This is a genomic window from Xanthomonas floridensis, assembly GCF_001642575.1.
Classification (GTDB): Bacteria; Pseudomonadota; Gammaproteobacteria; order Xanthomonadales; family Xanthomonadaceae; genus Xanthomonas; species Xanthomonas floridensis.
Genome location: NZ_LXNG01000012.1, coordinates 62431 through 84558 on the forward strand (window position 1 = coordinate 62431; position 22128 = coordinate 84558).

A 22128-nucleotide genomic window follows, 5' to 3' on the forward strand; every position below is an offset into this window, starting at 1 on the left:
TCACCGAATTGCAACAACCGCTCACCACTATGCGCGACGCCTGCTTGCAGGTGTGATGCGGTGTCGCTGCATCGCTTTCTCGTTGCTCGTAGTGGTGCTGTCCCAGCCTCCGTGGACGGCGCGCGGCACTTTGGATGACGCATGACCGATCCTTGTTGGCTGCTGCATCGCTTCCAGAGCTTTTCTGGGCACCTGCAAGCGGGCTGTGATGCCGCCTTGCGTGTGTATCGCCTGGGCAGCGCAGGGGGGCGCAAGCGCAGTGACGTGGGGCGGGCTGCATGGCGACAGGCGGCGTTCGCTGGCGAAGGGGAATCGCCGCGGTCCGCGACTGCTCGACGCAGCGGGCGCGATGCGATGGGGATCGCGTTGCGCCCGCTGTCCCGCAGGGATCGCAACGCGCAGCCAGCGAACAGGGCAGCGCCCGGCCTGTGCGCGCCGCATTTCCGCGCGCCCGCGTCGTTCGCCACCAGCGCGGTGTGCATGCTGATGTTGGCGGTCTCGCTGTTGGGTGGTTGCGCATCCTCGGCGCGGACTGCATCGCGCCCGCCGTTGGAGGCGCACACGCATGCCGGCGCTGGTGCCGCACCGTTGCCCGCTGCACGGTCAGCGCAGCTGGAGCGGGTGGTGGTGATCTTCCGACACGGGGTGCGTGCGCCGCTGCAGGGAGAAGCCGCCGCCGCGCGCTATGCCGATCAAGCCTGGCCGCAGTGGTCCACGCCAGCCAGCCTGCTTACCCCGCGCGGTCGCAAGGCGGTGCGATTGAGTGGCGACTACCTGCGTCAGTGGCTGGCGCAGCAGGGCGTATTGCCGGCGGCGGGATGCCCGGCGCAGGGTGCAGTGGCGGTCTGGGCCAATACCGACCAACGCACCATCGACAGCGGCGCACTGTTGGCCGATGCGCTGGCACCAGGCTGCGGCATCGTTGCCGGACACCGTGAGCCAGGCAGCAATGATCCGCTGTTCCGGCCGATCGAAGCCGGCGCCGTGCCATTCGATGCCGCGGCAGCGGTGGCCGCCATCAGGCAGCAAACCGGTGGCCCTGACGCGCTATTGCAAGGCCATGCCGCCGAACTGCAGGCCATGCGGCAGATCCTGGGCTGCACCGAGATGCCGTGCGAGTTTGCGCGAATGACGTCCACGCTGGCGCCGTCGGCCAACGGGCGTGGCCTGGCCTTGAGCGGGCCGATCGATCTGACCTCCGGTACCGGCGAAGTGCTGTTGCTGCAGTACGCCGATGGCTTGCCGCTGTCGCAGGTCGGCTGGGGCCGCGCCACACCGGAGCGCCTGGCGCAGGTCTCGCGCCTGCACGCGCTGCTGTTCGATATCTACGCACGGCCGCACTACATGGCGCAGCGCTCGGGCGCACCGTTGGCACGCCAGGTCATGCAGCGCTTCGGCGATGCGCAGGCGCCGAAGGTCTCGTTGTTTGTGGGCAGCGATACGCATATCGCTGCATTGAGCGGGTTGCTGGACGTGCATTTCCACCTGCCCGGCTACGGTGCCGATGATCCGCCACCGGGTGGTGCATTGGTGCTCGGCCTGTGGCGGGAGAGCGACGGCCGCCAGGTCGTGCGTGCCCGCTACCTGGCGCAATCGCTGGATCAACTGCGCACGCTGGCACCGCTGGATCTGGCCCATCCGCCGCTGCAGCAGGAGCTCTCACTGGGCTTGTGCGTTCCGGAGCAACGCATGGCCTGCCCATTGGCGGATTTTGCGATGGCGCTCGAACAGCAGTTGCAGCTCGATCGGTAGCATCGCGATCACGACAGCTGTCCTGCGGTGGTCTGCATGGCATGTGGCTGTGCCCCGTACCCTCGCCCCAATCCCCCTTGGTTCTTGGCGATCTGCCGAATTAGGTGTCGAGAGCCGGCGGGGTCGACCGATGACCTATGGGTCTGAGCGACCGCGGGAGAGGGCCCTGAGCAGCGGTTGGCCTCGTTGTCCCTTCTCCCGCCTTGCGGGAGAAGGTGCCCCGCAGGGGCGGATGAGGGGGACGTGCGCAGCCAGTGCTATTCGGCAGGTGAATGCTGCGCCCGTACCTCACCCCATGCCCTAACCCGCAGGAGAGGGCCCTGAGCAGCGGTTGGCCTCGTTGTCCCTTCTCCCGCCTTGCGGGAGAAGGTGCCCCGCAGGGGCGGATGAGGGGGACGTGCGCAGCCAGGTGCTATTCGGCAGTGAATGGCTGCGCCCTTACCTCACCGCAGGCCCTAACCCGCAGGAGAGGGCCCTGAGCAGCGGTTGGCATCGTTGTCCCTTCTCCCGCCTTGCGGGAGAAGGTGCCCCGCAGGGGCGGATGAGGGGGACGTGCGCAGCCAGGTGCTATTCGGAAGGGGAGTGGCTGCGCCCGTACCCTCACCCCAACCCATCTCCCGCGGGGAGGGGCTCTGTTTCGTCACGCCCGTCCGCGTGCGGGTACGCCGTCAGCCGGAGCCTTTGCAACCTGCCACTTCCTGGAGTTGGGCAACCCACCGACAGACCCCGAAACGAAACCGGGCCGCATCAGCGGCCCGGTCGTTGTGCATCGCGCGCGCTCCTGCAGGAGCGGCGTGCTTACTTCAGCTTCGCATCGGCGCGCAGGGCGTCGGCGCGGTCGGTCTTTTCCCACGAGAACGAGGTGGCGGAATGCTGCGCGCCGGCACCGTCGGTGTAGGTGAAGTCCTTCGGCTTGCGGCCGAAGTGACCGTAGGAGGCGGTCTGCTGGTACATCGGGTGGATCAGGTCGAGCATCTGGATGATGCCGAACGGACGCAGGTCGAAGTGCTTGCGGATCAGCTTCTCGATCTGCTCGTCGGCGATCTTGCCGGTGCCGAAGGTGGTGACCGAAATCGAAGTCGGCTCGGCCACGCCGATGGCGTAGGAGACCTGTACTTCGCAACGGTCGGCCAGACCCGCAGCCACCACGTTCTTGGCCACATAGCGCGCGGCATAGGCTGCCGAACGGTCGACCTTGGACGGATCCTTGCCCGAGAACGCGCCGCCACCGTGACGGGCCCAGCCGCCGTAGGTGTCGACGATGATCTTGCGACCGGTCAGGCCGCAATCGCCCACCGGGCCGCCGATCACGAACTTGCCGGTCGGGTTGATGTGGAACTTGGTGCCCTTGTGCAGCCACTTGGCTGGCAGCACCGGCTTGAGGATTTCCTCGCGCACCGCTTCGATCAGGTCCTTCTGCTTGATGCCCGGATCGTGCTGGGTCGACAGCACCACTGCGTCGATCGCAGTCGCCACGCCGTCTTCATAGCGCAGGGTGACCTGCGACTTGGCATCCGGACGCAGCCAGGACAGTGCCGAGTTCTTCTTCTTGCGGATCTTGGCCTGCTGCTCGACCAGGCGATGCGACAGGTGGATCGCCGCCGGCATGAAGCTGTCGGTCTCGTTGGTGGCATAGCCGAACATCAGGCCCTGGTCGCCGGCGCCCTGTTCTTCGGGCTTCTTGCGGTCCACGCCCTGGTTGATGTCCGGCGACTGCTTGCCGATCAGGTTGAGCACGCCACAGGTCTCGCCGTCGAAGCCGACGTCGGAGCTGTTGTAGCCGATGTCCAGGATCACCTTGCGGGTCAGCGCTTCCAGGTCGATCCAGGCGCTGGTGGTCACTTCGCCGGCCACGATCGCCACGCCGGTCTTGACCATCGTCTCGCACGCCACGCGGGCGCGCTTGTCCTGGGCCAGGATGGCATCCAGCACGGCGTCGGAAATCTGGTCGGCAATCTTGTCCGGATGGCCTTCGGAGACCGATTCGGAGGTGAACAGGTAGCTGGACATCAGGCTTATATCCCTTAATTCGGATGAAAAGATGGGTGCGGATGATACACGCCCACGGTGACCGTTGCATTGTGCGCCTGAACGCGATGCCGTGGAGGTAAGCGCGGCCGACAGGACGCTCCGGCAGCCGGCAGTGAGGTGTCTGCAACACTGCAGGGGCGGCCATGCGCGAGCGAGGCAGGCAGACTTCCACGTCCGAGCGCCGTACCTGCCAGGGCACGGCGTGCGATGGGGCCGTCTGCCGCTGCATGCATTGCTCGAGCACCTGGCCGACACTGCGGTCGAGCTGCAAGCGCTGCGGTCGGCGTTGGGCATCTCCCCGTGAGGGGGCCCGCCACACCCTCGCGCAACCCGCCGCTCAGGTCGAGTCGGCCAGTTGCAGCCGGGGCTCGTGGCTGACCGGGAAATTCATCGAGCGGGCGATGAAGCACTTTTCATGCGCGGTGTGGTGCAGCGCTCTGGCTTGCTCGAGGTCGCTGCCCGGTGCCAGGGTCACCAGCGGGCGCAGCACCACCGAGGTGAACTGCCCGGCGCCATCGGCCTGTTCCAGCATGGCGCCTTCGGCGTTGTCCTCGTAGGCCTGCACGATGATGCCGGCAGTGGCGCACAACCCCAGGTACCAGAGCTTGTGGCAGGCCGACAGTGAGGCGACCAGCAGGTCTTCGGGGTTCCAGCGTGCCGGGTCACCGCGAAAGCCTGGATCTGACGAGCCGTCGATCACGCTGGCCTTGCCCGCTGCCTCGATGCGGTGGTCGCGGCTGTAGGCGCGATATCCCGAGGTGCCGCTGCCCTGGTTGCCGGTCCAGGTGACCTTGACGCTGTACTGGTGCTGTTGGTCTGGCATTCGCGCACTCCTTGCCTGAGCGCACACCATGCGTCCTTCAGCCCTGGCTGACAAGGGATGCCGTTGCCTGGGCCTTCATCGGAGTAGGCGCTTCCCAGCGGTGGGACATCCGCACCAGGTCCTTGTTGCCTCGATTGCTGCCGCGCCGGCCATGACGCAGGAGGCAACGCTTTCTCGGTTTGCTTCAAACAACAGGCGGTCACTTGCGCAGCGTCGCCATGCAGCCGGTCGCAAAGATTCTTGCGTCTGAACCGCGGCAGCGGCGTCGCGTTCCGCACGTACGGCGACCGCACGTCAAGGCTGCGCTGGCGCCTTTCTATCCGCTGCTCCCGCGCAGCGTGCCGACAGCTGCGATGCGCCGCTGGTCGCCCCGGCGTGCACCGTCGATGCAGCGCCGCGCCGGCGCAGCTGTGTGCCGACTGAAAGCACGTAGCGCGATGCCCATCCGTGCATGTCGGGCCTGCTAGCATCGGGCGATGGATTCCCTGACCCAGATCGTTCTTGGCGGTGCCATCGCTGCCGCCATCGCGCCGCCCGGACAGCGGCGTGCCGCCTTGCTCGCCGGCGCGGCACTGGGCACCTTGCCCGATCTTGACGCATTGGCCTTGCTGCCATTGACCGACGACCCGGTCACCCTGATGACGGTGCACCGCAGCGTCAGCCATTCGCTGTTCGTGCTGCCACTGCTGGGGTGGCTGATCTGGTGGCTGTTCCGCCGCTACGGCAATGGACGCGTGGCTGGTGCGCCCACGCGCTGGTTCTGGGCGATCCAGCTGGCCCTGATCACCCACCCGCTGCTGGACGCCTTCACCGTCTACGGCACCCAGCTGTGGTGGCCGCTGCAACCGCATCCGACCATGTGGTCCAGCGTCTTCATCATCGACCCGGCCTATACGCTGTGGCTGCTGCTGGCCTGCGCCATCGCCTGGTTCGCACGTGCGCGCCCGCTGGCGCAGCGCGTGCTGGTGATCGGCCTGGTGGCCAGTTCTGCGTATCTGGGCTGGTCGCTGATCGCCAAGCATCTGGTCGATCAGCAGGCCGATCGCGCCCTGGCCGCCATGGGGCTGGCCGACGCGCCGCGTTTCTCGGTGCCGATGCCCTTCAATACGCTGCTCTGGCGCGTGGTGGCGATGACGCCCAGCGGCTATGTCATCGGCGAACGCTCGCTGGTGGCCGATAGCGGCCCGATGCAGTTCCGCGGGTTTTCCAGCAATACCCAGGCGCTGGGCGAGGTGGCCGCGTTCAACTCGGTGCGCCGGCTGACCTGGTTCAACCGCGGCTTCATGCGCGCGCGGCTGGTGGACGACGACCTGATGCTCAGCGACCTGCGGATGGGCCTGGAACCGGACTACAACTTCAACTTCGTGGTTGCCCATCGCGACGACGGTGGCTGGCAGCCGATCGTGCCGCGGCAGGTCCAGGCGGCCTACCGCGCCCCAGTGGCCCGCGACCAGATCTGGGCAGTGCTGGCGCAGATGTGGCACCGCATCTGGAACGCGCCCAGCGGCAAGGCGCTGACCGGCGATCTGGAACATGACAGCACGCCGGCAAGCGCACCGGCGTCGGCCTCGGCGCCTCAGTAGACCGTGGCGCGCGCCTGCACGAAGGAATAGAAGAACACCGCATCCGGGTCGCTTTGCACCTGCGCCAGTTCGCGGCGCATGCCGTCCACCGTATCGGCGTCCACCGCGCCGGCATGCAGCAGTTGCTCGGCCGCCGACAGCAGCACTTCTTCCCAGAACCCGATCATGGTCTTGCGCCGGCCCGGCTCGCGGTTGTCCAGGTGCAGCGTCTTGATCTGCGTCTGCACATCGCGAAAGCCGCCGGCCAGCAGCAGATTGCCGAGCTTGGCGCCCACGAACGGATCGCCGCCCTGGTCGTGCTGGAAATCGTTGAACGCCATCCAGTAGCGCCACAGGTTGGGCGAATACGGGTGCAGCAGGAACGAGGCGTTCATCACCTCGGTCACATACACCGGCGAGCCGGGCAGCAGGACGCGCCGCACCTCGTTGAGCACGCGCGCCGGCGAGGGCACGTGCTCCAGCACCCAGCACAGGAACGCCGCATCGAACTGGCGCGCCTCGAAGGGCAGGTCGCCCGCATCGGCCTGCTGCAGGCTGTACCGCTCGCGGCACCAGGCCAGCCGCTCCAGGTTGGCGCGCGCTGCCCCCAGCTGCGCCTGGCTCAGGTCCACGCCGGTGACATGCAGTTCGGGAAACCGCCGCAGCAGCACCTCGGTCTGCGCACCCACGCCGCTGCCCACTTCCAGCAGGCGCCGCGCACCGCTGTAGTCGACCTCGTTGAAGAGCGTGGCTTCCAGTAATCGCGCCTGCTTGAGCAGGCGTGCCTGCTCGGTGGCCGAGAAGCCGTGCAGATAGGTCGGAGTGTCGCTCGGTGCGCTCATGCGTGCGGCTCCAGCAGGCAGAAAAAACTCAGGCGGCGTTCGGCAGCGACGGCGCCACGCCGGCGATCAGCGCATCGAAATAGTCGCGGGTCAGCGCCAGCTGCGCCTCTGGCGTGTCGGCGCGGTTGACCACTGCGCGGAAGTCCGCGCTTTGCGGATGATCCTTTGCGTACCAGCCCAGGTGCTTGCGTGCGATGCGCACGCCCTGCGGCTGTCCGTAGAACGCATGCAGCGCTTGCAGATGGTCCAGCAAGGTGTCGCGCACGACCGCCAGCGACGGTGGCGGCAACGCCTCGCCGGTGGCCAGGTAATGCGCCACCTCGCCGAAGATCCATGGCCGCCCCTGCGCGGCACGGCCGATCATCACCGCATCCACGCCGGTCTCGCGCAGCACCTGCGCGGCCTTGTGCGGCGAATCGATATCGCCGTTGGCGATCACGGGAATCTGCAGCGCGGCCTTGATGTGCGCGATGGTGGCGTACTCGGCAGTGCCGGTGTAGTGCTGATCGCGGGTGCGCCCGTGCACCGCCAGCGCGGCGATGCCGCAGTCCTGCGCAATGCGCGCAATTACCGGGCCGTTGCGGTGGTCGCAATCCCAGCCGGTGCGGATCTTCAAGGTCACAGGTACGTTCACCGCCTGCACCACTGCGGTGAGGATGCGTGCCACCAGGTCTTCATCACGCATCAGCGCCGAGCCGGCCCAGGCATTGCACACCTTCTTGGCCGGGCAGCCCATGTTGATGTCGATCAGTTGCGCGCCATGGTCGACGTTGTAACGCGCCGCCTCGGCCAGTTGCTGCGGCTCGGTGCCGGCGATCTGCACGCTGATCGGGTCCGGCTCGCCGGCATGGTCCATGCGGTGCAGCGACTTGCGCGTGCCCCAGAAGCGCGGATCGGAGATGGTCATCTCCGAGACTGCCAGCCCGGCGCCCAGCCGCTTGCACAGTAGCCGGAACGGCTTGTCGGTGACGCCCGCCATCGGGGCGAGGATCACCTTGGGGGCGATGGTGTAGGGGCCGATCTGCATGCGGGCATTGTAGCTGGGGTGGGGAATCGGGAATCGGGAATCGGGAATCGGGAATCGGGAATCGGGAATCGGGAATCGGAAGAGTGTGTCCGGCCTTCGGTGCTGCGCGATGGCTGTGCGGGGCGCGCGACTGGATAGGGCGAGGGCGGCGGCGAATATGTGGGCTGACCGTACCCTTGCCCCAACCCCTGTTCCGTGGGGAGAGGCTGCTATTCCTTCTCCGCTGGGGAGGGGAGAACAGCGTCTATTCCTTCTTCGCCTCTGGCTGGGAGAGCGGCGTCTATTTCTTCTCCCGTTGGGACATTGTCCTCCTGGATGGGGGGGGAGGTGGCGCGTTAGCGCCGGATGAGGGGGCGGGCGCCCGGCGCTGTATCACGCCTCCTCTGTATCCCAGAGCTTTCCGAGTAAGACGACCGAAGCTCCGGCAGCAGCAGAGCTCGCAGCGTCCTCCAGCAGGCACGGTCCATGATGCCGTCCGCCGTGCAAACAGTCTCTAACGCGCAGGCCGAGGCCCTAAATGCAGAAGGCGACCGCATTGGTGCGGTCGCCTTGGTTGGTCACTCGACGCGTGTGACTTACACAGCCACGTCTGGCAGCAGCCGCGGCATGGAGTTGGCAGCGCCTTCCACTTCGGTGGAGCGTGCCGCGTAGCGGGTGGCAAAGCGCACGTGGGTGATGAAGCTTGCGCCGGGCGACTGCGCCAGCGAGGCCACCAGTGCGCCGTTGAAGGCATCGCCGGCGCCGGTGGTGTCCACCGTCTGCGCGCTTTCGGCGCCCACCCGGTAATGCGCCGCGGTGTCGCCGCGCAGTTGCTCGTCGGCATGCGAGATGAAGGCGCCCACCGCGCCCAGCGTCACCACCACGGTGCCGCCTGGCAGCAATTTGCGGCACAGCGAGTGCAACGTGTTGCCGTCCAGCGCGGCCACATCGTCGGCATTGATGCGCTCGCCGACATGGCGGCCGAGCAGTGCGGCGAACTCGGTCTCGTTCGGGGTCAGCACGTCCGACAGCTTGAGCAGGCCGATGGAGGTCGGCGCATTGGCGGGCGCAGCGTTGAGCACGGTCAGCACGCCGCATTCGTGGGCCAGCGCGAGCGCTGCTTCGACGGTCTCTGCCGGCGATTCCAGCTGTGCCAGCAGCACCTGTGCCGATGCCACCAGCGGGCGCTGGTTTTCAACGAAACCTGCGCTCAGCACCGAGTTGGCGCCGGCACCGATCACGATGGTGTTGCGGCCGTGGCCGTCGACGTAGATGCCGCCGGTCCCGGTGGGCTCGTTGCTCGGCTCGGCGATCAGCGCAAAGCCGTCATGGGCGGCCAGCGAACGCGCCAGCGCGCCGCCGGCATCGTCGCCCAGCGCGCACAGGAAATGCGTCCTGGCACCGGCACGCGCCGCCGCCACCGCCTGATTGAAGCCCTTGCCACCCGGGCCGGTGCTGTAGCGGCCGGCGATGGTGGCGCCCGGCACCGGTAGCACGTCGCACCGCCACACGTGATCGACATTGAAAGACCCGACAACGACGACCGAACTCATAAATACCTGCTTGCTTGAATGACGAAGATGACACGTGGCATGCAGTCATTAGAACGGCACGCCGATGAACCAGCCCCGCCTCACCCGAAGTGCGACAGCACGCCGGCAATGGTAGCGGTCATGAAGGTGGCGATCGAACCGCCGAGCACCGCCCGCAGGCCGAACTTGGCCAGATCGTGACGACGTTCCGGTGCCAGCCCGCCAATGCCGCCGATCTGGATCGCAATCGAGCTAAAGTTGGCAAAGCCGCACAGGGCATACGTGGCAATCAGGCGGCCTTCTTCGCTCAGGCTCACGCCGGCAACCTGGCCCTTCACGATCTGCGACAACTCGGTATAGGCGACGAATTCGTTGATCACCACCTTCTGGCCGATCAGCGAGCCGACCGTGGTCGCGTCCGCCCACGGCGTGCCGATCACCCAGGCCACCGGGGCCAGCACGTAGCCGAAGATTGTGGACAGGTTGGTCGGCCGGCCCAGCGCCGCTGCCGCACCGGTCACTTCGCCCAGCCATGTCAGCGGGGCGTTGATCAGCGCGATCAGCGCGATGAAGGCCAGCAGCATCGCGCCGATGTTCAGCGCCAGGCGCAGGCCATCGCCCGCACCGGCCGCGGCTGCATCGATGATGTTGCTGGTGGTCTTTTCCACTTCCATCTTGACCGTGCCGCGGGTCAGCGGCGTGCCGGTTTCCGGTACCAGCAGCTTGGCCACCACCAGGGTGGCCGGCGCCGCCATGATGCTGGCGGCGAGCAGATGCTTGGCGTAGAAGGCCTGCTGCGCCGGATCGCTGCCGCCGAGCATGCCCACATACGCGGCCAGCACGCCGCCGGCGATATGCGCCATGCCGCCGATCATCATCGTCAGCAGCTCGGACTGGGTCATCTTGGGGATGTACGGGCGCACGGTCAGCGGCGCCTCGGTCTGGCCGATGAACACGCTGGCGCAGACGCTGGTGGTTTCCGCACCGGACACCCGCATCACCTTGGTGATCGCCCAGGCCATCGCACGCACCACCAGCTGCATCACCCCCAGGTGGTACAGCACGCCCATCAGCGCCGAGAAGAAGATGATGGTGGGCAGCACCTGGAACGCGAAGATGAAGCCGTAGCTTTCGATGTTCATCAGGCTGCCGAAAATGAAGGTGGAGCCTTCATTGACGAAGCTCAGCACCTTCACAAAGCCCTTGCCCAGCGAGTCGAACACGTCGCGCCCGCCCGGCACCAGCAGCACCAGCGAGGCGAACGAGATCTGCAGCAACAGGCCGGTGCCGACCAGCTTCCAGTCAACTGCGCGGCGGTTGGTCGAAAACAGCCAGGTGATGCCGATGAGCACTGCCAGACCGAACAGGCCGAAACCGATCCTTCCCAAACCTTCGACCATTCCAATCCCCGGGGCTGCTGACGGCAAAACGAGAAGCCTAGAGCAGGGGGTCTCAGCGGGCAAGGCGAGCGGCATTCAGACGGCCGCCACTGGCTCGCGCCAGCGTCCCGGCCGCTAAACTGCGCAATCCGGTCCGGGGCAGGTGCCCCGGAGGGTGCAGGAGTTCGCCATGCGTTACCGTCGTCTGGGTTCCACCGGACTGCAGCTGTCAGCCGTGTCGTTCGGGGCCTGGGTCACCTTTGGCAAGCAGATCGGGCGCAGCGAGGCGCGCAACCTGATCGCCGCGGCCTGGGACAACGGCATCAACTTTTTCGACAACGCCGAGGTCTATGCCCGCGGCCGTGCCGAGGAGGTCATGGGCGATGTGATCGCCGACCTGCGCCTGCCGCGCGATGGCTACTGCGTGTCCAGCAAGGTGTTCTTCGGTGCGGTGGACAGCCCGCGCCCGACCCAGCGCGGGCTCTCGCGCAAGCATGTCACCGACGCCTGCCACGCCGCGCTCAGGCGCCTGCGTGTGGAGTATCTGGATCTGTATTTTTGCCACAGGCCCGACCCTGCCACGCCGATCCAGGAAACCGTGCGGGCGATGGACGCGCTGATCCGCCAGGGAAAGGTGATGTACTGGGGCACGTCGGAATGGAGCGCAGAGCAATTGCGCGCGGCGATCGCCATCGCCGAACAGGAGCATCTGCATGCGCCGTCGATGGAGCAGCCGCAATACAACCTGCTGCACCGCCAGCGGCTGGAACACGAGTATGCGCCGCTGTGCGAGGCCGGGCTGGGCACCACCATCTGGTCGCCGCTGGCCTCTGGCCTGTTGACCGGCAAGTACAACGCGGGGGTGGACGCCGACAGCCGACTGGGCCAGCCCGACAACGCCTGGCTGCAGGACGACGTGCTGGGCACGCCGGAATCCCGCCGCCTGGAACGCGCCCGCGCGTTCTGTGCGGTGGCCGCCGAGCTGGGCCATGCGCCGGCGCCGCTGGCGATCGCCTGGTGCCTGCGCAATCCGCACGTGTCCTCGGTGATCCTGGGCGCCAGCCGGGTGGCGCAGCTGGAACAAAACCTGACCGCGCTAGCGGTGCTGGACCAGGTGGATGCAGCCGGCTGGGCGCAGGTGGAAGCGGCCACACGCTAAGCGGTCGAGGACCGTTGGTTACTCGCTGCGTGCACGGTGCAAAGTGGGGCACCGTGTGCGGTGATTGGATTAAACGGCTCGACCAGCTCTACAGGAGTGGCACCAAGAGCGTGGCCCTGCCACCGTTCGCTTCTTGCAAGAGTGAGCTGCGGCCTGGCTGCAGGCGCGTGGCCCCCCACCATCGCGCGCCGCGCCGCAACTACGTCCATGCAGGGCTCCATCCATGCCGCATCAGGTCGCGCGACGGTGGGCGGGCAGGGCCAACTGAGATGGCCGCTGGGAATGGGTGTAAGCAGTGCACTGGCGGCGTTCCCTTGGTGTCGAGTCATGTCCAGCTGTTGGACCCAAGCGATACACGCCACCTGCGATCAGCGGCCAGGCCGTGCTTCGCAGGCCGACGAACGGCGACCGGGCACGGTGTCCTCACCGCGTTGCGAAAGCCTGTGGCGGCATGGATACCGCCACGGAACCTTCAGCGACGAAGGCACCGCACCTCCTGCAATACGTGAGTGCAGTGCGCGCTCGACCAACTGCTGTTGAGCGGGGCAGGGGACGTGCCTCTAAAAATCATCAGTTGCTGCCGCTCGCTTCTCAGGCATGGATGCCCCGCATCGCTTGCAAGGAGCATTGGCATCGCCCCCTCGATTCGATGGCCCAGTTACCCAGGATCGAAACGCAGCAAAGCGCAGCTGCCGAATCGGAGCGCGGCAGAGGGCAACGCGATAGCTACCCAATTGCCTGGACCAGCTGGAGCGAGCCGGCCGCCCGCAAGCAGCTTCCGAAAAATCCGGCGTGTCGATAGGGTGTATCGATCAAAAAGTGCGAGGTCATGCAAAGATTCCGCCATTCAGATGAGAATGGCTCTTGATCATTAAATGAGAATGGTTATTATTTGTCTGGCCAACCGACTGGAGATCCAGATCATGACCGCTCATCCCGTGCTGCTTCGCTCCGAACCGGTCAATCTGCGCGACCGTGCCGTGCCCCGCGTAGTGCCCGCCGAAGACCTCATCAGCAGCGAGGCCTTGCTCAAGGGGCGTCGCGAAGTGTTGATCCAGCATGGCGATCGCGTCTATCGCCTGCGCCATACCAGCAACGACAAGCTCATCCTGACCAAGTAATTCGCGTCTCCCACGTCGTCCCAGCGAAGGGAACCGCTGCGCCCCGCTAAATCGGGCGCAGACCGCCGCCACGGCTGCCATCGGCCGCCACGGCAAGCCGCCGGCATCGCCTTCTGCGATGTTGGCGTGCGATGCCCGCTGCCGGCAGGGTTCCGCAGCCATTGCACTCGCTCCATCGGCGCCGCTCTGCAGAGGCGCCGGCTGTTCGCTGCGGGCGTTGCCGCCGCCGTCCGCCACCCACCTCTCCACCCTCGGTTGCCGTGCGCAGCCGGTTCGCTGTGCGCGCTGCCGGGGGGTCTTCCACAAAGGTTGCTTGATGATTCGCCTGCATCCGCTGGTGGTCGCGCTGTCGCTCGCGCTGTCTGCCGCCCCGTTGTGTGCCCATGCCGCAGAATCCGATGCCGGTGGCGACGCTGCGCGGGAGGTGCACGACTTCGATCGTCTGCAAGTCACCGCCACGCGGACCCAGCGCGCGCTGGTGGATGTGCCGGCCACGGTGGATGTGATCGACCGCGAACAACTGGACAACCAGCTGGTGCGCGAGCTCAAGGACCTGTTCCGCTATACGCCGGGGGTGTCGGTGACCAGCACCAGCGGACGCTTTACCGGCGCCAACGGCATCCGCATCCGCGGCCTGGATGGCAATCGCGTGGCGATCCTGGTGGACAACGTGCCGGTGTCGGACACCTTCGCGTTCGGCAGCTACCTCAATGCCAATCGCAACTTCGTCGACCTGGAAACGCTCAAGCGCGTGGAAGTGGTGCGCGGGCCGGCCAGTTCCTTGTATGGCTCCGATGCCCTGGGCGGTGTGGTGGCCTTCGTCACCAAGGATCCGGCCGATTATCTGCGCGACGACAAGAACAGCTACGTCGGCCTGAAGTTCGGCTACGAAGGCGACTGGAATGGCCTGTTCGCCGGCGCCACCGGCGCGTTTGGCGGCGAGCGCTGGAGTGGCATGGTGGCGGTGGCGCATCGCCAGGGCCAGGAAACGCAGAACCAGGGCGACAACCGCAGCCGCGATGTCACCCGGACCGCCGCCAACCCGCAAACCGTGGACGGCCGCAGCGTGCTGACCAAACTGGTCTATGCGCCGAGCGCGCAGCAGCGCTTCAAGCTCACCGTGGAAGGCAACGAGGACTACGGCAGCATCGAGGCCTTGAGCAGTATCGATACGCGCTCGCCGACACCGTCGCTGCGGGTGTTGTCGCAGCAGGGGCGCGATCATCAGACCCGGGCGCGGGTCTCGTTGCGGCACGAGCTGGATGCGCTGGACGCCGCGCTTGCCGACGACCTGCAATGGCTGCTGTATCGCCAGGACAGCGAAAGCCTGCAGCGCACCAACGAGCTGCGCGGCAATGCGACCCGCCGCCACAACGAACACAGCTTCGACCAGCGTGTGTACGGGCTGCTGGTCAATGCACACAAGGTCATCGCCACCGATGCGCTGCAGCACGACATCACCTATGGGCTGGACGCTACCTGGACCGACACCCGCGCCAAGCGCGATGGCTATTCGCTGAATCTTGCCAACGGCGCGATCAGCAACCGGGTCGGCCAGGATGTATTTCCCGTGCGTGATTTTCCGAAAAGCCAGACCACGAAGCTGGGCCTGTACGCGCAGGACGAGATCGGCCTGCTGGACGGGCGGCTGTCGCTGACGCCGGGCGTGCGCGTGGACTATTTCCGCCTGTCGCCGCAGCCAGATGGCATCTTCCGCGAAGACAACCCGGGCGTGGCGGTGGCGACCATCGACCAGACCCAGGTCTCGCCCAAGTTCGGTGCGGTGTGGCGCTTTTCCGAGACCTGGTCAGCCTACGCCACTTACGCGCATGGCTTCCGCGCCCCGCCTTACAACGACGTCAATATCGGCTTCACCAACCTGCAGTCGCGCTACACCGCCATTGCCAACCCCGATCTGAAAGCCGAAACCAGCCGCGGTGGCGAATTGGGGCTGCGCTTCAACGATGCGGTGGGGTATCTCGGCCTGGCCGTGTACTACACCGATTACCGCAACTTCATCGAGTCGAACGCGCCGGCTGGTACCAACGCAGACGGCTTCCTGGTGTTTCAGTCGCGCAATGTCGACGATGTGGTGATCAAGGGTGCCGAAGCGCGCGGCGGGCTCGATCTGGGCGTGCTGGCCGGCTGGCAGGGGTGGTCGTTGAATAGCGCGGTGGCGTATTCGGAAGGCGACAACCTCACCGACACCACACCGCTCAATTCGGTGGATCCGCTGCGCGGCACGCTGGGTGTGGCCTTCGACGGCACGCAGTGGGGCGCCGAACTGATCGGCACCTTGGTTGCGCGCAAGCGCCGCCCGCAGCTGGACAGTTATTACACGCCGGCCGGCTACGCCACGCTGGACCTGATGGGGCATTGGGAGTTCGCGCCCGGCGCCAAGCTCACCGCCGGCATCTTCAACCTGGCCGACCGTCGTTATGTGGACTGGAATGCGTTGCCCAACGGCACGCTCGCCAGCAGCACCGTAGTCGATCGCTTCACCGCAGCCGGGCGCACCGCCTCGGTCAGCCTGGCCGTGAGCTGGTAGCGGCCATGCCCATCGTCCGTCCGCTGCCGTTGTCGTCGAACCCGCGTGCCACCCGCCGCACGCTGCCGCGTCCCGCGCAGCTGGCGGCCCTGGGCACGGTGCTGTGCCTGTATCGCCCGGCCCTGGGGAATGAACTGGAGGGCTGGCAGCACGCGGTCGACGCGGCGGCCTGCCGGCAGCTGGACAGCGACGGCGTGCGCGAAGGCGTTTGCTTCTTCGATGCCGACGGACAGTGCTGCTGGCGGCTCTACCTGCTGCCGGACAGCGATTTTCTCAGCTGGGACCGACTGATCTGCCAGCTACCGCCATTGGCGATGGAGAACCAGGCGCTGGGCGTGGGCGAGCGCCTGTGGCGTCGGCTGGCCGGGCGCATGCGCGGCGAGCACTGGCGGCTGAGCGCGCTGCGCCTGCAGGCCGGCGGCAACTACGCGCCGTCGCTGGCGGCCAGCCTGGCCACCGTGTCGGCGTTGGGTGCCGAAGTCGCTGCGCGATTGGCGCACGATGAGGGCATTGACGGACGGGTGGCGGTGGATGATTGCTGTTGCGCGCGCGCCGCCGCACTACGGGCGGCCCCACCTGCCACTGCCGGTAGCGACCCGGCGACCATGCACGCTGCCGTGCTGCGGCTGCGCCGCTGATGTTTCTGATACCACCACCGAGAATCCAGATGAACCGAATACTGCCCTGCTGCCTTGTCGCCGCGCTGAGCCTGCTGCCGCTGTCGGCGATTGCCGCCGACGCCGCTGCCGAAAGGGATCGGCAGAGCATCCTGGCGATGCAGGGCGAATACGCGGTGGACTTCGCCTTCGACGAAACCGTGCTGCTCAAGCCCGGTTACGAGCGCGCCTCGGCGATGCGCAGCGGCGCCAACGAGGTGGTCATCGTGGTGGAGGATTCGCCACGCAAGCTGGTGTTGCAGCATCTGCTGGTCGACGAAAAGACCAGGCATGTGACCAAGCACTGGCGGCAGGATTGGGTGTACGAAGCGCCGCAGCGTTTCGAATTCACAGCCGACCAGACCTGGCAGGTGCGTGCGCTGCCGGCATCGGCCACGCAGGGCGCATGGACGCAGTGCGTCTTCGAGGTCAGCGATGCGCCGCGCTATTGCGGCACCGGCCGCTGGGACTACGCCGATGGCCATCCCACCTGGACCAGCGATCTGAGCTGGCGCCCCCTGCCGCGCCGTGAGTACACCAAGCGCAGCGACTACAACGCGCTGTCGGTGATCAACCGGCACACGCTCACGCCCAACGGCTGGACGCACGAGCAGTTCAATACCAAGGTGCTGCGCAAGCCCGGCGGCAGCCAGGAGCCCGTCGCGCGCGAATTCGGTTTCAACGAGTACCGCAAGACCACCGAGGTGGACTTCGCTCCGGCCTATGCGTACTGGAAGGGCACGCAGGGCTATTGGGCCAAGGTACGCGCACGCTGGGCCAGGTTCCTGGACACCCCGCCTGGCCTGCATCTGAAGACAAAACCCGACGGCATGGCGATGATCATGCCGATGTTCGAACAGGCCGAACGCGTACAGCAGGGCAAGCGGGTCAAGGACGCGCAGATCGATGCGGTGTTTGCGCAGTGGGTGGAAGCGGCGAACTAGCCACCTGCCGCAGGAGCACACCCGGGCGCGAAGGGACTTATCGGCAACGCCCGATCGAGCCCGGGTGCGCTCCTGCGCACCAGGCGGTCGTTATTCCTTGAACATCAAAAACGCCGCCACCAGGATCAGCCCGAACGCGGCCCAGTGATTCCACTTCAGCGACTGGCCCAGGTAGAAGGTCGAGAAGCCCGCGAATACCAGCAGCGTGATCACTTCCTGCATGCCCTTGAGCTGCGGCGCGGAATACACCGCGCTGCCCAGGCGGTTGCCCGGCACCTGCAGGCAGTATTCGAAGAAGGCGATCCCCCAGCTGACCAGGATGGCGATCATCAGTGGCGTGCTCTTGTACTTCAGGTGCCCGTACCAGGCGAAGGTCATGAACACATTGCTGGCGATCAGCAGCAGGACCGGGTAGAGGTAGGCGGTGAAGGGGGCGGTGGGCATGACGGCGGCGGCGGGAAAGGGGCCGGAAGCATAAGCCAGCCCCGTTAAGCGCACGCGACCGTGCCGATGAGCCCGGCGTGCGGCGTCAGAGGGTGCTCGAGGCAGATGGTTGTCCGCAGCACGATCCATGCAATTGCTTGGTCACGCATGGCCGCGCCACGCCCACCCTGCTAGCGCTGCATGCCCCAGCGGCGCACGGTCAGTCGCTCGATGGCCTGGAACACCACAGCTTCCACCAGCAGGCCCAGCACGACCACCATGGCCAGGCCGGCGAACACGCGGTCGGTGTACAGCTCGTTGCGGTTCTGGAAGATGTACCAGCCCAGACCGCCCTGGCCGGAGGTGGCGCCGAACACCAGCTCGGCGGCGATCAGGGTGCGCCAGGCGAATGCCCAGCCGATCTTCAGGCCGGACAGGATCGCCGGCAGCGCGGCCGGGATCAGCAGCTGCGCCACATAGCGCGGCCCACGCAATCCGTAATTGCGCCCGGCCATGCGCAAGGTCTCCGGCACCGCCTGGAAGCCGGCATAGGTGGTCAGCGCCAGTGGCCACAGCACCGAGTGCACCAGCACGAACACCAGGCTACCGGTGCCCAGGCCGAACCACAGCAAGGCCAGTGGCAGCAGTGCGATGGCTGGCAACGGATTGAACATGGCGGTCAGCGTGCCGAGCACATCGCGGCCCCAGCGGGTGGACGCGGCCACGGCGGTCAGCCCGAACGCCGACACCACGCCCAGCAGATAGCCCTGCGCCAGTACCCGCAGCGAGGCACCCACCCGACGCAGCAATTGGCCAGACATCAGTCCGTCGTAAAACGCGCGTGCGGTCTGCGCTGCGCTGGGCAACATCAGGTCGTCGCCAACCACGCGCGCAGCGATCTCCCACACCGCCGCCAGCACCACCAGCACCACGGCCTTGCGCAGCCATGCCGGCGCCTGCCAGCGGATTGGCGCGGCGGCGGTCAGCAGGGCCGGATCCAGGGGCTGCAGCGCCAGTTCGTATTCCGGGCGCACCGGTGGAACCGGCGGCCGCGCGGCGGCGGGCGAGCCGCTCATGGCAGCGCCTCGCGTTGCAGCTGGGCAGGACGTCGCAGCGGCGCCACCTTGTCGTCGGCCAGCGTATCGTCAGGCAGGTCGAACAACAGGCGATGGATGCGCTGCGCAGTCTGCTGGAAAGCCACGCTGCCGGCGCTGTGCGGGCCGAAGGCATGCGCATTGAGTTCGGCACGCACCTGGCCCGGATGCGGCGACAGCAGCAGCACGCGGTTGCCGACCACCAATGCTTCCTCGATGGAATGGGTGACGAACAACAGGGTGAAGCGCGCCTGCTCCCACAGTTCCAGCACCTGCTCCTGCATGCGCGAGCGGGTCAACGCATCCAGGGCGGCGAATGGCTCGTCCATCAGCAACACGCGTGGACGCATTGCCAGCGCACGCGCGATTGCCACGCGCTGTTTCATGCCGCCGGACAAGGTGTGCGGGTAAGCATCGGCGAACCCGCTCAGTCCGACCTGGGCCAGGCTCTCGTCTGCCCGCTCGCGGGCTTCGGCGCGGCCGAGCTTGCGCGCTGCGCGCAGCCCGAACACCACGTTCTCGCGCACGGTCTTCCAGGGCGCGAGTTGATCGAATTCCTGGAACACCACCACCCGGTCCGGCCCCGGGCCGGTCACCACCTGCCCATCCAGGCGGATCTGCCCCTCGCGCGGCGGCACGAAGCCGGCCACCGCCTTGAGCAGGGTGGACTTGCCGCAGCCGGACGGGCCCAGCAGCACGAAGCGGTCGGCTGCATGCACATCGAAGCGCACCCGATGGGTGGCCCGCACCACACGCTGTGCGTTGACGTATTCCAGGCTGACGTGATCGACCTGCAGCAAGGGTGTCGCCATGCTCAGCTCCCGCCCGCAATCAGCGGGTCGTCGAAGAAGTAATCGCCCACCTTGGCCGGCGCCTGCTTGATTGCGCCGCTGCGCTGCATGAACTGGCCAAGCTTCAATGTGTTCTGCGGCGCCACGGTGAATTGCACCTTGGGGTCCTTGAGGATCTGCAGGACCAGCGCACGGTCGATGCTCGATCCGTTCCGGCGCAGGAAGATATCCGCCGCCTGCTCCGGGTGCGCGGTGACGAACGTCGCTGCCTGATCCAGCGCAGCCACGAACGCGCGATAGGTCTTGGGGTTGTCGCGGCGGAATGTTTCGGTCGCGTACAGCACCGTGGCCGACGACGGCCCACCCTCGATGTCATACGAGCTGGTGACGATATGCGCGGCCGGGTTGCGCGCCAGCTCCTGCTCCTGGAATGGCGGGCTGGCGAAATGTGCCGTGATCTCGGTGCGGCCACGGATGATCGCCGCCGCCGCATCCGGGTGCGGCAGGGCCACCTGCAGCGGGTCCAGCTGATGGGTGCCCTTGTCGCCCCAGCGCTGTTGCGAGGCATGCTGCAGAAACCGCGATTGCACTGAAACGCCGGTGGCCGGCACCGCGATGCGGTCCTTCGGGGTGAAGTCGCCGATGCTCTTGATGCGCGGGTTGTTGCTGATCAGGTAGTACGGAAAGTTGCCCAGCGACGCCACCCCGCGCACGTTCTGCCGGCCACGGGTGCGGTCCCAGATGGTGAACAACGGCCCGACACCGGCCCCCGCGATATCGATCGAACCGGTGAGCAAGGCATCGTTGACCGCCGCGCCGCCGGACAGCTGCAGAAACTGCACGTCGATATCCACGCCGGCTTTCTTGCCTTGCTGCTCGATCAGCTTCTGATCCTGCGCCACGTCCAGCAACAGGTAGACGATGCCGAACTGCTTGGCGATGCGCAGCGTGCCCTCGGCCTGCGCCGCGCTGCTCAATAGCGGCAGTGCCGCCAGCAGCAGGACCGCCACGCGCCGCGAAAGACGGCGGCGCAGCAACGGTGCGTGGGAAATGACGGTCAGACGCATGCAGCGCTCCGGTAGCGAGGGGGAGGGAACAGCGGTGCGGTCAGAACGGCGCATCGCCTTCGATGGTGGTGCGGTTGAGCCGGCGCCGCAGATGGTCGGGCGTCCCGGCGGCCAGGTGCATCACCGAGCGGTTGTCCCAGAACACCATGTCGTGCGGCTGCCAGCGGTGCCGGTACACCAGCGCCGCGCGCGTGCTGTGCGCGAACAAGGTCTGCAGCAGCGCGTGGCTTTCGTCCTCGGGCAGCCCGACGATGCGGGTAGTGAAATGTTCGCTGACGAACAAGGCCTTCTGCCCGGTTTCCGGGTGTGTGCGCACCACCGGATGCTGCACCGGCGTGACCTCGGCAATCTGCTCCGGCGTCAACGCCGGGCGCCACGGATTGCGCGCGCGCAACGCCTCGTATTTGGCCAGATAGCTGTGCTCGGCGCGCAGGTCCTGCGCGGTGCGCTTGAGTGCATCAGGCAGGGTCTGCCAGGCCAGGTGCTGGTTGGCGAACAAGGTATCGCCGCCCTCGGCAGGCAGCTCCTGTGCATGCAGCAGCGAGCCCAGGCTGGGGGTCTCTTTGTAGGACAGGTCCGAGTGCCAGTAATGCCCGGCATCGCCCAGGCCGATCGGCTGGCCGTTTTCCTTGATGTTGGAAACCACCAGCACTTCCGGATGCCCACGCAGCTGGAAATTACGCAGCACGTGGATCTGCAGCGGGCCGAAGCGGCGGCTGAATTCGACCTGCTGCGCCGGGGTGATGCGCTGATCGCGAAACACCAGCACATGGTGATCCAGGTGCGCGCGGTGGATGCGCGCGAAGGTGTCCGCATCCAGCGGCTGCGACAGATCCAGACCGATGACTTCCGCGCCCAGCGGCGCATCGAAGGGCACGATCCGCACGCCGGCGGTGTGTCCCGTGTTGGCATCGGCGCGCGAGGACTGCACGCGCGCTGCAGAACGAACATTGGCCACGAGCTTGCACCTCGACAACAGCAAAGGCCGCCTGACACGGCGACCGGACTGGTCACTGTAGGCAGTCGTGTTCCTGCTGCGAACGTACGATTGGCAAGGTGCTTATGCGCTGCGGATATATGCAGCGCCTCATCGACCGCAACGAGCAGTCAGCGGGGTGCCAGCGCACCGCTGACTGGTCCGCAACAGCCGGAAAGATGCTGCAAGCGCCAGCAATGAACACGAATTGCGCGAAGAAAGCACGGCGTCTGTGCGGTGCAAGGCGAACCCGGAACACCGCGCACGTGCCTGACGGTCACACCGTGTTTGTCATTCGCACTGACGCCGCACATCGATGCTGCGTCCGCATCGCGGGCTGCGGCTTGCCTACGGCAGACGCCTGTTTCAGGGGGCTGATACGCAAGGCGCCAGCAGAACCGGAGATGTCTTCGTTCGGGCGG

General features: G+C 66.7%; 17 protein-coding genes and 1 pseudogene. 7 read left to right on the forward strand and 11 right to left on the reverse strand.

Annotated features, from left to right (window positions below):
- Positions 1 to 354: 354 nt before the first annotated feature.
- Positions 355 to 1752 (forward strand): annotated as a pseudogene (locus A7D17_RS07515) (histidine-type phosphatase).
- A 798-nt stretch (positions 1753 to 2550) separates the two neighbouring features.
- On the opposite strand, the gene metK reads toward A7D17_RS07515, so the two are convergent.
- Positions 2551 to 3762 carry a methionine adenosyltransferase gene (metK, locus tag A7D17_RS07520; protein WP_064508534.1) on the reverse strand — a complete coding sequence of 404 codons (1212 nt, stop codon included), beginning with the start codon at positions 3760 to 3762 and terminating at the stop codon, positions 2551 to 2553.
- A 358-nt stretch (positions 3763 to 4120) separates the two neighbouring features.
- Positions 4121 to 4606 carry an OsmC family protein gene (locus A7D17_RS07525; RefSeq protein WP_064508535.1) on the reverse strand — a complete coding sequence of 162 codons (486 nt, stop codon included), beginning with the start codon at positions 4604 to 4606 and terminating at the stop codon, positions 4121 to 4123.
- 476 nt (positions 4607 to 5082) lie between these two features.
- Between A7D17_RS07525 and A7D17_RS07530 the strand changes: the two genes are divergently transcribed.
- Positions 5083 to 6189, forward strand: a complete 1107-nt coding sequence (locus A7D17_RS07530; protein ID WP_064508536.1) for a metal-dependent hydrolase — start codon at positions 5083 to 5085, stop codon at positions 6187 to 6189.
- Here A7D17_RS07530 and A7D17_RS07535 read toward each other — a convergent pair.
- The 4 genes from A7D17_RS07535 to A7D17_RS07550 form a co-directional block, all read right to left on the reverse strand.
- The gene (locus A7D17_RS07535) at positions 6183 to 7010 is read right to left on the reverse strand and encodes a methyltransferase domain-containing protein (RefSeq protein WP_064508537.1); all 828 of its coding nucleotides are present in this window, start codon (positions 7008 to 7010) and stop codon (positions 6183 to 6185) included. The two genes, A7D17_RS07530 and A7D17_RS07535, sit on opposite strands and share 7 nt — an antisense overlap.
- Positions 7011 to 7038: 28 nt before the next feature.
- Positions 7039 to 8037: a tRNA dihydrouridine synthase DusB gene (gene dusB / locus A7D17_RS07540; protein ID WP_064508538.1), complete on the reverse strand. Its 999-nt coding sequence runs from the start codon at positions 8035 to 8037 to the stop codon at positions 7039 to 7041.
- A gap of 575 nt (positions 8038 to 8612) precedes the next feature.
- Positions 8613 to 9569, reverse strand: a complete 957-nt coding sequence (locus A7D17_RS07545) for a ribokinase (RefSeq protein ID WP_064508539.1) — start codon at positions 9567 to 9569, stop codon at positions 8613 to 8615.
- A gap of 80 nt (positions 9570 to 9649) precedes the next feature.
- A complete protein-coding gene (locus tag A7D17_RS07550) occupies positions 9650 to 10948 on the reverse strand; it encodes a NupC/NupG family nucleoside CNT transporter (protein ID WP_064508540.1) in 1299 nt (432 codons plus the stop codon).
- Between the two features lie 154 nt (positions 10949 to 11102).
- On the opposite strand from A7D17_RS07550, the gene A7D17_RS07555 reads away from it, so the two are divergent.
- The 5 genes from A7D17_RS07555 (at position 11103) to A7D17_RS07575 (ending at position 17355) form a co-directional block, all read left to right on the forward strand.
- On the forward strand, positions 11103 to 12086 hold the full coding sequence (locus A7D17_RS07555) for an aldo/keto reductase (RefSeq protein WP_193395325.1): 984 nt from the start codon (positions 11103 to 11105) through the stop codon (positions 12084 to 12086).
- 881 nt (positions 12087 to 12967) lie between these two features.
- Entirely contained in the window at positions 12968 to 13207 is a 240-nt protein-coding gene (gene hemP, locus A7D17_RS07560) for a hemin uptake protein HemP (protein WP_029219101.1), read from the forward strand.
- A 316-nt stretch (positions 13208 to 13523) separates the two neighbouring features.
- Positions 13524 to 15755, forward strand: coding sequence for a TonB-dependent hemoglobin/transferrin/lactoferrin family receptor (locus tag A7D17_RS07565; RefSeq protein WP_064508541.1), 2232 nt, complete (start codon positions 13524 to 13526; stop codon positions 15753 to 15755).
- A 5-nt stretch (positions 15756 to 15760) separates the two neighbouring features.
- Positions 15761 to 16393 carry a hypothetical protein gene (locus A7D17_RS07570; protein WP_064508542.1) on the forward strand — a complete coding sequence of 211 codons (633 nt, stop codon included), beginning with the start codon at positions 15761 to 15763 and terminating at the stop codon, positions 16391 to 16393.
- Between the two features lie 29 nt (positions 16394 to 16422).
- A complete protein-coding gene (locus tag A7D17_RS07575) occupies positions 16423 to 17355 on the forward strand; it encodes a DUF6607 family protein (RefSeq protein WP_064508543.1) in 933 nt (310 codons plus the stop codon).
- A 90-nt stretch (positions 17356 to 17445) separates the two neighbouring features.
- On the opposite strand, the gene A7D17_RS07580 is transcribed toward A7D17_RS07575, so the two are convergent.
- From A7D17_RS07580 to A7D17_RS07600, 5 genes are all read right to left on the reverse strand, one after another.
- On the reverse strand, positions 17446 to 17799 hold the full coding sequence (locus tag A7D17_RS07580) for a DMT family protein (RefSeq protein WP_024938302.1): 354 nt from the start codon (positions 17797 to 17799) through the stop codon (positions 17446 to 17448).
- Between the two features lie 170 nt (positions 17800 to 17969).
- Complete coding sequence (locus A7D17_RS07585; RefSeq protein ID WP_064508544.1) at positions 17970 to 18854, reverse strand: ABC transporter permease; 885 nt, start codon at positions 18852 to 18854, stop codon at positions 17970 to 17972.
- Positions 18851 to 19684 carry an ABC transporter ATP-binding protein gene (locus A7D17_RS07590; protein ID WP_064508545.1) on the reverse strand — a complete coding sequence of 278 codons (834 nt, stop codon included), beginning with the start codon at positions 19682 to 19684 and terminating at the stop codon, positions 18851 to 18853. The genes A7D17_RS07585 and A7D17_RS07590 overlap by 4 nt, the downstream gene beginning before the upstream one ends.
- A 2-nt stretch (positions 19685 to 19686) precedes the next feature.
- Complete coding sequence (locus A7D17_RS07595) at positions 19687 to 20730, reverse strand: ABC transporter substrate-binding protein (RefSeq protein ID WP_064508546.1); 1044 nt, start codon at positions 20728 to 20730, stop codon at positions 19687 to 19689.
- A 40-nt stretch (positions 20731 to 20770) separates the two neighbouring features.
- Complete coding sequence (locus tag A7D17_RS07600) at positions 20771 to 21688, reverse strand: TauD/TfdA dioxygenase family protein (protein WP_064508547.1); 918 nt, start codon at positions 21686 to 21688, stop codon at positions 20771 to 20773.
- Positions 21689 to 22128 lie beyond the last annotated feature (440 nt).

Bases quoted from the DNA above. Each gene is read 5' to 3' on its own strand.
- A7D17_RS07575 (WP_064508543.1), top strand. From the start codon at position 16,423: ATGAACCGAATACTGCCCTGCTGCCTTGTCGCCGCGCTGAGCCTGCTG.
- A7D17_RS07525 (WP_064508535.1), bottom strand. From the start codon at position 4,606: ATGCCAGACCAACAGCACCAGTACAGCGTCAAGGTCACCTGGACCGGC.
- dusB (WP_064508538.1), bottom strand. From the start codon at position 8,037: ATGCAGATCGGCCCCTACACCATCGCCCCCAAGGTGATCCTCGCCCCG.
- A7D17_RS07595 (WP_064508546.1), bottom strand. From the start codon at position 20,730: ATGCGTCTGACCGTCATTTCCCACGCACCGTTGCTGCGCCGCCGTCTT.
- A7D17_RS07530 (WP_064508536.1), top strand. From the start codon at position 5,083: ATGGATTCCCTGACCCAGATCGTTCTTGGCGGTGCCATCGCTGCCGCC.
- metK (WP_064508534.1), bottom strand. From the start codon at position 3,762: ATGTCCAGCTACCTGTTCACCTCCGAATCGGTCTCCGAAGGCCATCCG.
- A7D17_RS07590 (WP_064508545.1), bottom strand. From the start codon at position 19,684: ATGGCGACACCCTTGCTGCAGGTCGATCACGTCAGCCTGGAATACGTC.
- A7D17_RS07535 (WP_064508537.1), bottom strand. From the start codon at position 7,010: ATGAGCGCACCGAGCGACACTCCGACCTATCTGCACGGCTTCTCGGCC.
- A7D17_RS07550 (WP_064508540.1), bottom strand. From the start codon at position 10,948: ATGGTCGAAGGTTTGGGAAGGATCGGTTTCGGCCTGTTCGGTCTGGCA.
- A7D17_RS07565 (WP_064508541.1), top strand. From the start codon at position 13,524: ATGATTCGCCTGCATCCGCTGGTGGTCGCGCTGTCGCTCGCGCTGTCT.
- A7D17_RS07570 (WP_064508542.1), top strand. From the start codon at position 15,761: ATGCCCATCGTCCGTCCGCTGCCGTTGTCGTCGAACCCGCGTGCCACC.
- hemP (WP_029219101.1), top strand. From the start codon at position 12,968: ATGGTTATTATTTGTCTGGCCAACCGACTGGAGATCCAGATCATGACC.
- A7D17_RS07585 (WP_064508544.1), bottom strand. From the start codon at position 18,854: ATGAGCGGCTCGCCCGCCGCCGCGCGGCCGCCGGTTCCACCGGTGCGC.
- A7D17_RS07580 (WP_024938302.1), bottom strand. From the start codon at position 17,799: ATGCCCACCGCCCCCTTCACCGCCTACCTCTACCCGGTCCTGCTGCTG.
- A7D17_RS07545 (WP_064508539.1), bottom strand. From the start codon at position 9,569: ATGAGTTCGGTCGTCGTTGTCGGGTCTTTCAATGTCGATCACGTGTGG.